This is a genomic window from Chamaesiphon sp. OTE_8_metabat_110 (assembly GCF_031382685.1).
Taxonomy (GTDB): domain Bacteria; phylum Cyanobacteriota; class Cyanobacteriia; order Cyanobacteriales; family Chamaesiphonaceae; genus Chamaesiphon.
Genome location: NZ_JANMZA010000535.1, coordinates 1 through 7678, shown reverse-complemented (window position 1 = coordinate 7678; position 7678 = coordinate 1). Strand labels below are relative to the sequence as shown.

General features: G+C 47.4%; 8 protein-coding genes and 1 pseudogene. 3 read left to right on the top strand and 6 right to left on the bottom strand.

All coding sequences use genetic code 11. The features are described from left to right. Positions 1–6: 6 nt before the first annotated feature. The 4 genes from ldpA to RMO52_RS19475 form a co-directional block, all read right to left on the bottom strand. Positions 7–1110: a circadian clock protein LdpA gene (ldpA, locus tag RMO52_RS19490; RefSeq protein ID WP_310417557.1), complete on the bottom strand. Its 1104-nt coding sequence runs from the start codon at positions 1108–1110 to the stop codon at positions 7–9. Positions 1111–1563: 453 nt separating this feature from the next. Then, positions 1564–1779, bottom strand: a complete 216-nt coding sequence (locus RMO52_RS19485) for a hypothetical protein (RefSeq protein ID WP_309740879.1) — start codon at positions 1777–1779, stop codon at positions 1564–1566. 3 nt (positions 1780–1782) lie between these two features. Beyond that, positions 1783–2019, bottom strand: coding sequence for an STAS-like domain-containing protein (locus tag RMO52_RS19480; RefSeq protein ID WP_310417562.1), 237 nt, complete (start codon positions 2017–2019; stop codon positions 1783–1785). 739 nt (positions 2020–2758) lie between these two features. Continuing rightward, on the bottom strand, positions 2759–3541 hold the full coding sequence (locus RMO52_RS19475; RefSeq protein WP_310417559.1) for an IS630 family transposase: 783 nt from the start codon (positions 3539–3541) through the stop codon (positions 2759–2761). A gap of 21 nt (positions 3542–3562) precedes the next feature. Between RMO52_RS19475 and RMO52_RS19470 the strand changes: the two genes are divergently transcribed. The 3 genes and pseudogenes from RMO52_RS19470 (at position 3563) to RMO52_RS19455 (ending at position 5751) form a co-directional block, all read left to right on the top strand. Continuing rightward, positions 3563–3862, top strand: a complete 300-nt coding sequence (locus RMO52_RS19470) for a hypothetical protein (protein WP_310417555.1) — start codon at positions 3563–3565, stop codon at positions 3860–3862. 34 nt (positions 3863–3896) lie between these two features. Further along, complete coding sequence (locus RMO52_RS19465; protein WP_309740870.1) at positions 3897–4646, top strand: SDR family oxidoreductase; 750 nt, start codon at positions 3897–3899, stop codon at positions 4644–4646. A gap of 87 nt (positions 4647–4733) precedes the next feature. Further along, positions 4734–5751, top strand: a pseudogene (locus tag RMO52_RS19455) (aldo/keto reductase). A 418-nt stretch (positions 5752–6169) separates the two neighbouring features. Here RMO52_RS19455 and nth read toward each other — a convergent pair. Together nth and RMO52_RS19445 are read right to left on the bottom strand one after the other, a co-directional pair. Beyond that, the gene (gene nth, locus RMO52_RS19450; RefSeq protein WP_310417545.1) at positions 6170–6823 is read right to left on the bottom strand and encodes an endonuclease III; all 654 of its coding nucleotides are present in this window, start codon (positions 6821–6823) and stop codon (positions 6170–6172) included. A 62-nt stretch (positions 6824–6885) separates the two neighbouring features. Further along, positions 6886–7530 carry a TetR/AcrR family transcriptional regulator gene (locus RMO52_RS19445; RefSeq protein WP_310417542.1) on the bottom strand — a complete coding sequence of 215 codons (645 nt, stop codon included), beginning with the start codon at positions 7528–7530 and terminating at the stop codon, positions 6886–6888. Between the last annotated feature and the right edge of the window lie 148 nt (positions 7531–7678).

The following is a 7678-nucleotide window of genomic DNA, read 5'->3' as shown; positions in this document are numbered from 1 at the left end:
CGTCCATTACGGGTTGTGATTTTGTGATTTTTGAGTTGGATTGATGTCACCCTTTAACTGCCCGACTAGCTCGGCGGCGATCGCCACCGTCGCCGATAATAAGTCTGAATGGCTTTCTAATTTTCCCGGCTGCTCGGTGCGGGCGTCTAATTTGTCGAGCAGTGGCGACAATAAAACGCGCGCGTAGCTACCGTAAGCAACACCGTGGACGTGTTTGGTGGTAGTGGGCGGTAGAAGTTGGCGTTCCCGTAATTTGGGGACGGTGTAGTGGTTGGTACCGCCTGCTAGCTGCACGTAGCCTGGGAGGTGAGCGGCTAAGACTTTTTCACCTAGTTTGATGGCTGCATGAGTCGTTCCCGCGCCGATATCGCCACTCATCGGTCTACCATCGGTTTGCCACAGCAGCGCAAATGGGAGGGGGCGCGGGTGGTAAGTGGCGGCAATGGTATCGTGAATCGATCGCAGGTATGTGATTAATTCATCACTATCGGGACAACTAATCGCCAGCAATTTGAGGTGGTGTGCGACTGGAGCGAGGATACTCCATAGCTGCCTAAATTCGTCCAAGTGTCCAGACTGAGTATGAATTTCGATCGCGTCGATGCCATCCTCCGCTGTGAGATAGGGGAGAATGCTGTTGGGTGTTGCCGATCGATCGTGAGTCACAATTAACCCTAGCGGACAGATTGGCAAACATCTCCCGCAGCCATAGCAGCGACTCTCGACAACTCCTCGATCGTCAATGGCATCCGCCGGACAAATCCGTTCGCACGGACGCGGACAATCAGCCGGACATTGTGATGGATCGAATGCTGCTTTGCGAAAATGCGGGTCTGCACCATCATTTAAACTCACCATCAACCACGGGAAATCTAAACATGAATTTCCCGCATCAGCATTTGTCTGCGCTAATTTTCGAGCAGTACTGATGCCATCTTTCGCTGCGGTGATGACTGCAAGATCCGCAGCAACATCGATACAATCAGCGCCAGCTAATGTATAAGCGATCGCCAAACTGCGGATGGCTGGCAAATGTCCAAAGCTAGCACCACAGATGAGTTTAAACCACGTACCCCTAGCTAGTGAATTCAAGGGTGAAGGATAGAACACAAGGACTTGGATGAATTTGGGCTGACACTATTGTCTAATGGAAATATTTAAGTATGCTGAGTAAAAACATTCATGACAGTCACCCTCTTTACCCTAAGTTTTTCATCCTGATGCTATGAATTATATCGAGATTTACCCAGTGGTGGCTAGGAATCGCGATCGATATTAATTTTCTGTAATGCGACTCGGTCGTCTCAACAGCATCTGATGAGATTGTAGCTCGATCGTCTTTATGATAACGGTGCCGCGATCGAACCCAGTCTAGTAGCGAGGCTGGCAATCTTCAAAACTCAGCGATGACTTTCTAGTCAAATAAGGAAAGCAGTTGTAGCAATGATTTCAGAATTTTAGCCCCGATTAGGGACTTACCTGTCAAATAAACATCAAACCCGAAAGGGTAGACATTTGATATATTTTCGTGATTTGTTTTCCCGCTCACCTGGTTTGATGTATTTAGCGGCGTAATAACTTACCTTGTAGTTTTGCTAATTTAATCACCTGAATATTACTGGTAAATAGTTGAATATTTGGGACAGTCACATAGTCCATGGCATTAGGGTAGGTTTGCCAAACCCACACGTTCGTATCAACAAGAAAGATATCTGATTGCTGTGGGCGATCTGAGAGAATGTCAACAACCTCAGCTTGAACATCGAACTGTATCGTCATAATCTAGAAGCTGGCGGCGTATTCCTCCATAACGCTATCGACAGCTTGACGATGAGCGGGATCTGAATAGTAAGGCTTGGCATTGTCAATCACCTGCGATAGAACGGTTTCACCATGGGGGGATAGGTTCTCAATTATCAGTTTCTCGTTGAGAGTATCAGACTGAATATCCTGCAAAAGCTGTCCGATGGCGACGTTGAAAAATGCCGACGCAAAAACTTTGACTCCTTCAAAGTCCAGCTCTACGGTTTGTCCACTCTGGAGTAGGGGTGAATCAGATCGAAGAGTTGTTGTCCGTCGTCAAACGAAATTGCATATTGCCCCGTAATTTCATGAACGATGTAACGCATTGCTTTTCTCCTCTGTTTCTAAAATCGTTTCTTCACCCCGCTATTAACCTCTGATGCTAGGCAATAATATGACTCATCGCATTTGAAGGCTATATTTATCAGTGTTCCCTGAAAATCGAGCATCGAACGTTATTGGCTATGCCCTGCCCAAAATCAACAATGGTTAGGTGTAGCTCTTTCTTTGTGGGGTAGTTTTGCCCGCAACTGAACACACCAAGTGAGGAGTCACTGTGTTCAAAGGCATTAGCGTAGATTTCCCAAACACTGCCAGCAATCGCACCCTGTAAGCCAGAGCTAATATTGACCCAGCTTTTTTCTAACCAATTATTTAGCAGGTATCCCACTATAGTATATTTGTTCTGTATAGATCTTGGCGATAAGGAATAGAATTGCCACTCCAAGGCTCTATCCCTCGATCGAAACCGAATAAAAATCCATTTTGAGCGAGATTAGTGTGAACTTTAGGCTGTAATGTGTTCCAGTCGAAGTGTAACTGTCCGCCTTTCGATCGAACATGATGGCTGAGTCCGCCAAGAAACGCCACTCCAAGATGACTCAGAAAGCTGCATTTCTGAAAATCAATGGTCAAGTCTAGGGAGGTGTCAAGTTTTTGGTTCACTATAGCAATCCTATTTGAGTTCCTGAGAAAAATGATCCTGATGGATCTTGGAAAAATCAAATTTTGAAGAGTCATAAAACAATTCAAACAGCTTTTTGACAGCCCAGAATGACTTGCACAAATACCAGTATTTCCTCAAGAAGTTCTTCGCTTGTAGCCAAATATCTTCGACCGGATTTTGCTGGGGAGCGCTTGGAGCAAATAAAATACAAGTAATCTCTAGATTATCTGCCAAGCTTGCTTGATTCACCTGAGCCAAATATTCTCGAAATTCACCAAATTTATGGTAACTAGCTCCATCCCAAATTAAGACGATTTTTTTGCGCTGATATTTACGCTGTAGATTCTTAACAAATTTAACTGTCGATTCACCGTTTCTTGCTGGATAGGCCTCAATTGTAAACTCTTTGCTTTGATAGTTCAGTGCCCCAAAATAAGTTTGCCGATCTTTTTCACTCTTGATGAGAATTTCCATCCTGCTATTAGTTTGTCCCCATACATATCCACAAACGTCTCCACCGAGCAAGTGACACTCATCTATAAAGACTGCTACCATCTCTCCTAGTTCAATCTCCGTCTTGTGTTTAGCTAAAAATTCATTAATCTCTATTCTCTTTTGCTTGGGTCTTTGCCATGTCTGGGGAACCCAGACGGCACGACTCCGCTTTTTTACGAGATCCTCATCAAATTTAGGATTGACTTTTTGAGTTCTTTTCCAGCTAATTTTCGCTTGCTCAAATAGGTCGTAATAACTCTGCTTTGATTTGTAGACAGCCTCATATTTGTCTTCTATATGATTGATCGATTCGTCTAAATGCTAGTAGTCTTTATTTTAAACCACTCAATTATTTCTGCTCTCTATTCGGTTGTTAATTTCCCTATCTATAGCTTGGGACAAGGGCGGGTACAGGGTAGTATTGCGGCGGTGATGGCACTAGCGCAAGTCATCGGGCCGCTGTGGGCGGGTTGGCTATACGAATCCGTCAGTCCATCGGCTCCCTATTGGTCGGGTACGGTTCAAGTACTGGTAGCTGTTGCGGTGATGCTGATTGCTATGCCAGCACTCCAACGACTGAATCGGGAAATGAATGCCGAACAAAATGAATATCAATAGATTTCCTCGTTCAGGAAAAATTTAGGAGACTACCATGCAAATTACCGGAAACACAATTCTCATTACGGGCGGCGGATCGGGAATCGGTCGCGGACTTGCTGAGTCCTTTCACAAACTAGGCAATCGGGTAATTATTGCCAGTCGGCGACAACAAGCGTTAGATGAGGTGACATCTGCTCATCCTGGGATCGAATCCCTGCTGCTGAATATCGATGACCCAGACAGCATCCGTTCGTTTGGTCGGCAAATCGATCGAGACTACCCAGCGCTGAATGTTTTGATTAACAATGCTGGAATCTCGAAAGCAGAAGATCTCAAATCGCCGCCAGATTATCTAGCGGATGCCGAGGCGATCGTCACCACCAACCTCCTTGGCCCCATTCGCCTGACAGCGGCACTCCTGCCACTGCTGCAAACTCAGCCGCGCTCTACCATTCTCACGGTTTCGTCGGGGCTGGGTTTTGTCCCGAACGCAGCGACCCCCACCTACAGCGCGACTAAGGCGGCGATCCATTCCTACTCGGTATCGCTACGCCACCAGCTCAAAGGCACCACCACCGAGGCGATCGAGATTATTCCGCCTTATGTGCAGACCCCACTCAGCGGCGCACGGCAACTGACCGATCCTCGCGCCATGCCACTCAATGAATTCATTACCGAAGTGATGGACATCCTCGCCAACCAGCCAACGGTCGAAGAGGTCGTGGTAGAGCGATGCAAACCCCTCCGCTACGCTGTCGAACATGGGAATGCTGACATGCTGTTTCAGACTCGTAATTCGTAGTGTAGCGACCTGAGATCGCGGCATTTTCAGATCGCGATTAATAAACAGAAGGTAGAAAAGAAATCGTTAATTATCGGGAGCAAGATGATAAAATATCGCCAACTGGGAAAGACAGACGCGCAAGTATCGTCAGTAGGATTGGGCTGTATGGGCATGTCCGACTTCTATGGCGATCGCCAAAATGATGATGCTGAAAGTATCGCCACGATTCGAGCCGCGATTACCTCCGGTAGGCTACGCCAACGATCTGGGGATTAATTTTCTAGACACAGCCGACTTTTATGGCATGGGTCACAATGAATTGCTGATTCGCGAAGCAATTAAAGGGATTCCTCGTGACAAAGTATTTATTGCCGTGAAGCTCGGGGCACTGCGCGACCATAAAGGTGGCTTTAACGGTGAAGATAGCCGTCCGGTTGCCGTGCAGAACTTTTTAGCTTACAGCTTGCAGCGGTTGGGGGTGGACTACATCGATCTGTACTATCCCGCACGAGTCGATTCGCATGTCCCGATCGAGGATACGGTTGGTGCGATCGCTGACCTAATTCAAGACGGCAAAGTGCGCTATGCCGGACTTTCAGAAGCGGGTGCTGACACCCTGCGACGTGCGGCTCAGGTGCATCCGATCGCCATGCTGCAAACAGAATATAGTCTCTGGACGCGAGAGCCGGAAACAGATCTGTTACCCGTTTGCCGAGAATTGGGCACGAGTTTAGTTGCTTACTCACCACTGGGGCGCGGATTTTTAACCGGAGCCTTTCAATCTCCCGATAACTTCCCATCAAATGATTGGCGGCGGCACAGTCCCCGTTTCCAAGGCGAGAATTTTTATCGCAACTTAAAATTGGTCGAAAAGATTAAGGAAATTGCAACCCAAAAGCAGTGTCCGCCTGCCCAACTCGCCCTCGCTTGGCTATTGGCAAAAGGTGAGGATATCATCCCCATTCCTGGGATGAAACGCCAAGTACGACTGCATGAAAATGTGGGAGCCTTAGAAATTGTGTTAACTGCTGCCGAACTGCAACAGATTGAAGCAGTTATGCCGATCGGTGCTGCTGCGGGTACTCGTTATCCTGAAGCGTTGATGAACTCTCTTAATCGTTAGTTTCATCAAAGATTATTACAAAGAATACCGAACTCCAAAAATTATTCTCAGGGGGAATTAGACTGAATTAATTCAGCCTAAATATCCTGGGGGTGTTAGGTAGAAAGCGGCTCAAATCGCGCTGAGGCTCCCTCAGCGTGCGTTTGAGACAAGACGAATGTCCGTATGATACCCCATTTTTCCGGTATTAGGTAGACAAATGTCCATCTAACTACCCCAAATGGGAGTATTAGACTGACAGATTCAGTCTAATAAATAGTTAGCCTGCTTCGTTTACGGATGGTAGCGACCATTTGAAAGGTATCTGTGGAGATTCAATGTTAAGTTGTTTAGAAGTGTCTAATGCAGCAGTTGTTGACCGAAATGGTCTGTGAAAAGAAGTGTGATTAAGTTAGTTCCTCCATGTAGTAGCCCGTGTTCACAGTTTCTTTCGGTCGTAGCCACACAGATCGACTAGAGTACATTCTTGACACTTTGGCACTCTCGCTTTGCAGATGTTCATACCATGTTGGATTAGCCACTCATGTGCGTGTTTTTTGTATTCTTTGGGAGTTATTTTGCTGAGGACATTAGCAGTTTCTTCGGCTGACGTTGCATTTACCATTCCTAGGCGATTGACGAGCCTGTGAACATGAGTATCTACTGCGATCGTTGGCTCATCAAACACAAAGTTGAGCATGATATCGGTACATTTACGCCCAATACCCGCTAGTGACATCAGTTCCTCTGCTGTGCGTGGGATTTCTCCGTTGCGATCTTCGATAATCTGCCGACTCATTTTTTTCAAATTCTTGGCTTTTCGGTTGTAATGGGCAACTGGTTTAATCAGTTGAACAAGCTCTGCTTCATCAATGTTCATTAACTCTTCAAACGATGCAACCTTCGGGTAAAGTGCTTTGCAAGCATTGATTGTCCGTTTGCTTGTAGTCATCGTCGAAAGTGCCACGGACACCAAGCTCTTGAAGGGAGTACTCGATAGACCGTTGGTCATCCATTCATCATCGGTTTGGTCGAAGGTTTGATAGGTTGTGCTGAGTATTTCGTAGATCTTGGAGATTTTGTTCTGGTTCATCACGATCGTGTTCTCGTTAGCAAAAGCTGTGGTCTGTGCAGACGTTCTGTAATCCTGGACTTTCAGTGCCCAGTTGTAAGCAAAATTTCGGCAACCTCCGCAACGTCACGCACCGCTCGATCTCGCAAATACCCAAGATCTGCGCCAAAAAAAGCGTGCATATACAACGGGTGCAATGCCATCTCAACAAATCGCTCGGCGATCGGAGTCACGGCGGCGATCGCCTCCGCTGAGGCAGTGGGAGCCAAGCACTCAGCGATGCAATGGACACAAGCATCAAATCCAATCCGAAAGCCTTCGCGGGCGACTTCAGGAAAGGCCTCCGTCTCGGCAGAAGTGACGCGCATCAAGGCGATGCTCTCTGGTGTGAGTGTCGCTGCGGCAAGTCCGATTCCCGCCTGAATCAGGCGTTCCTTGAGCGTGCCACCCGTTGGCGTGAGATTCATTTGCACCTGAAGCGTTTGTACAGAAGCACTGACCACCGCTGCGAACAACACTTCCTTGGTGGGGAAACGACTGTAGAGCGTAGTCTTGCTTACACGCGCAACTTCAGCAATTTGGTCGAGGGTTGTACGACCAAAGCCTTGTGCTAAAAAAGTTGCCGTAGCAGCATCCAGAATGCGTTGTTCAGCCTGACCCGCTTGGTCAACTCGCGGTCGCCCCCGCCGGGGCAGATCTGACGGATCGGAGTCCTTCTTTGGATTCATTATTTCAGTCTTGCCTCGATTGACGTGGTGGTCTTAAAAGTGACTCGCGACTTGCCCAGTTCGCACGCGCCGCCTTAAAAGCCGCTTTGTGATCCACCAAGGGCGGCGATAGGGGTGAATTGGCTTGTTTCCAAGGTTCATGACCGCA

Bases quoted from the DNA above. Each gene is read 5' to 3' on its own strand.
- RMO52_RS19445 (WP_310417542.1), bottom strand. From the start codon at position 7,530: ATGAATCCAAAGAAGGACTCCGATCCGTCAGATCTGCCCCGGCGGGGG.
- RMO52_RS19470 (WP_310417555.1), top strand. From the start codon at position 3,563: ATGCTAGTAGTCTTTATTTTAAACCACTCAATTATTTCTGCTCTCTAT.
- RMO52_RS19465 (WP_309740870.1), top strand. From the start codon at position 3,897: ATGCAAATTACCGGAAACACAATTCTCATTACGGGCGGCGGATCGGGA.
- RMO52_RS19485 (WP_309740879.1), bottom strand. From the start codon at position 1,779: ATGACGATACAGTTCGATGTTCAAGCTGAGGTTGTTGACATTCTCTCA.
- nth (WP_310417545.1), bottom strand. From the start codon at position 6,823: ATGAACCAGAACAAAATCTCCAAGATCTACGAAATACTCAGCACAACC.